Consider the following 1,749-nt stretch of genomic DNA (forward strand, 5'->3'; position numbering starts at 1 on the left):
CTGTTGAAATTGAGTTCGTGAYCATCATTCTCAGTTTGAAGGCTGACTTGAGAGTGCATTTCGGAAATTGAACTCAGCGTGATATTGCCCCAAGCGTGACCTGTTATGCCAAGGGAAAATAGCCTGGACCAGTCGGAACTTTTTTGGAAATCATAGACTCGATCCTCCTGGAACTGTAGGCGCGAATACTCTGGAAAAACATCGCCGTTCTCGAACACTGAAACTCCATTCACGAAGTACGTGTCAAAAGGGCGTTGTTGTTCAATAAAAAAATAGCCGGCGTGGGCACCGAGAAGCAGGACCACAATCCCCCAAAGCCAAGTATTCAGACGCCTCACTGAAGGCACTCCCTGAGTTGGTCATCGGTCAGACGGGACAATTGTGATTTGTGCACGAATATGGAATAAATACGATGGGTTTGGCTGATGCAAAGGACATCATAAAAATTGTAGGTTCTATTGAACAATAGCGTGACCGGGGACTGACTCAGGTCGAGGAGTTTTTGACGCAGTGGTGCCATTTCAGTCTCCAATGCAGGCAATTGTGCTTCGTCCGGTGCCGTATATATCAAGCGATTATCACCTGACTGCTGGTTATTGGTTGCAAGTCCGGGTTCCAATAATAAGCACCAGTTGATACGCCAGATCAGCAAGCCCAGGAGTAACGCGATAACCATTAACAGCCAAATATGCGCAGGTAACCATGGGCGAGGGAGACGCTTGTTTTCGTGCATGACAATCGTCGGCTGAGGCGCTGCTTCGCAAGCGTCCGGCTTAGCGATGTTGTCATTGACAGGCCATTCTTCCGGACGCGCCAGGAAACGGGAGTTGAATTGGTACCCACGGCGGGGCATGGTCTGGATGATATCTTTCGATATCTCATCCCCCAATTGCTCACGAACGCTGGATATCGCTTGATTCAAGCTGCTTTGGGTGACAATTCGACCGGGCCAGGCATAGGCGAGAATATCTTCCCGAGTGACGATCGTATCGGTCTTCTGGATCAGCAGTTCGAGTATCCGGGATGCGGAGTAACTAAGTTCTACTTTGTCGCCTGCGGGATCGCAAAAAGTCAGCAGTTGTCGAGTCGGTTCAAACAGTGCGAGACCCGCAGTGCGGGGGCAACGGATCACATGGCCAATGGTTTGTGTTAGCGTCACGGATTGCCCTTGTTCTGTGTAGAGGTCATGTAGTTGTCTCAATTTTCCGATTTTCGCATAGGTGCTTAGATCATTTGGCACAGCCAGGTGTTACAAGGGGTTACCAAGCTGGCAAGTGTTGGGCATCCGACAATTGGCACGGCTGTCTACAAAGGGCTCCTTGATAGAGAAAAAGCCCTTGGCCAGTTGTTCAATGGGAAGGTCATGTGAGTAATACCAGCCCTGTGCCAGAGGTATTCCCGCGAACTTGACGGCCTGAATCTGTTCGAAAGTTTCCAGTCCTTCGGCGACCACGGTGAGATTGTGTGAATGAGCCAGGCACGTGAGACACCAGAGGATACTGTTATTGGAGTAGAGTTTTTCCGGGTTTAGGAAGGATCGATCAAGTTTCAAAATATCGACAGGTAATTCACCGAGACAGGCCAAGCTGAAATAATTGATGCCGAAGCCATCAATGGCAATCCGATGCCCCATATCCCGCAGACGTTGCAGTTGAATGTGGGCTGTACCTATGAGTGAGCGTTCTGTCACTTCAAAAACAATCCGCGACGCCGGTATTCCGTGTGTTCTAAGCAAGGCCTCTACAAAGT

Annotated in this window: 3 protein-coding genes; all 3 read right to left on the reverse strand. The window is 49.6% G+C overall.

Features of this window, described 5'->3' with window-relative positions; all coding sequences use genetic code 11:
* The coding region (locus AC1DRJ_RS26515) for a hypothetical protein (protein WP_477804759.1) at window positions 1-338 on the reverse strand (338 nt) is incomplete at its 3' end.
* Entirely contained in the window at window positions 335-1,159 is an 825-nt protein-coding gene (locus AC1DRJ_RS26520) for a winged helix-turn-helix domain-containing protein (protein ID WP_477804760.1), read from the reverse strand. The genes AC1DRJ_RS26520 and AC1DRJ_RS26515, both read right to left, overlap by 4 nt.
* 90 nt (window positions 1,160-1,249) lie before the next feature.
* A partial coding sequence (locus tag AC1DRJ_RS26525) for an EAL domain-containing protein (RefSeq protein ID WP_477804761.1) occupies window positions 1,250-1,749 on the reverse strand: 500 nt, incomplete at its 5' end.

This window comes from Pseudomonas sp. P5_B2 (assembly GCF_056400445.1).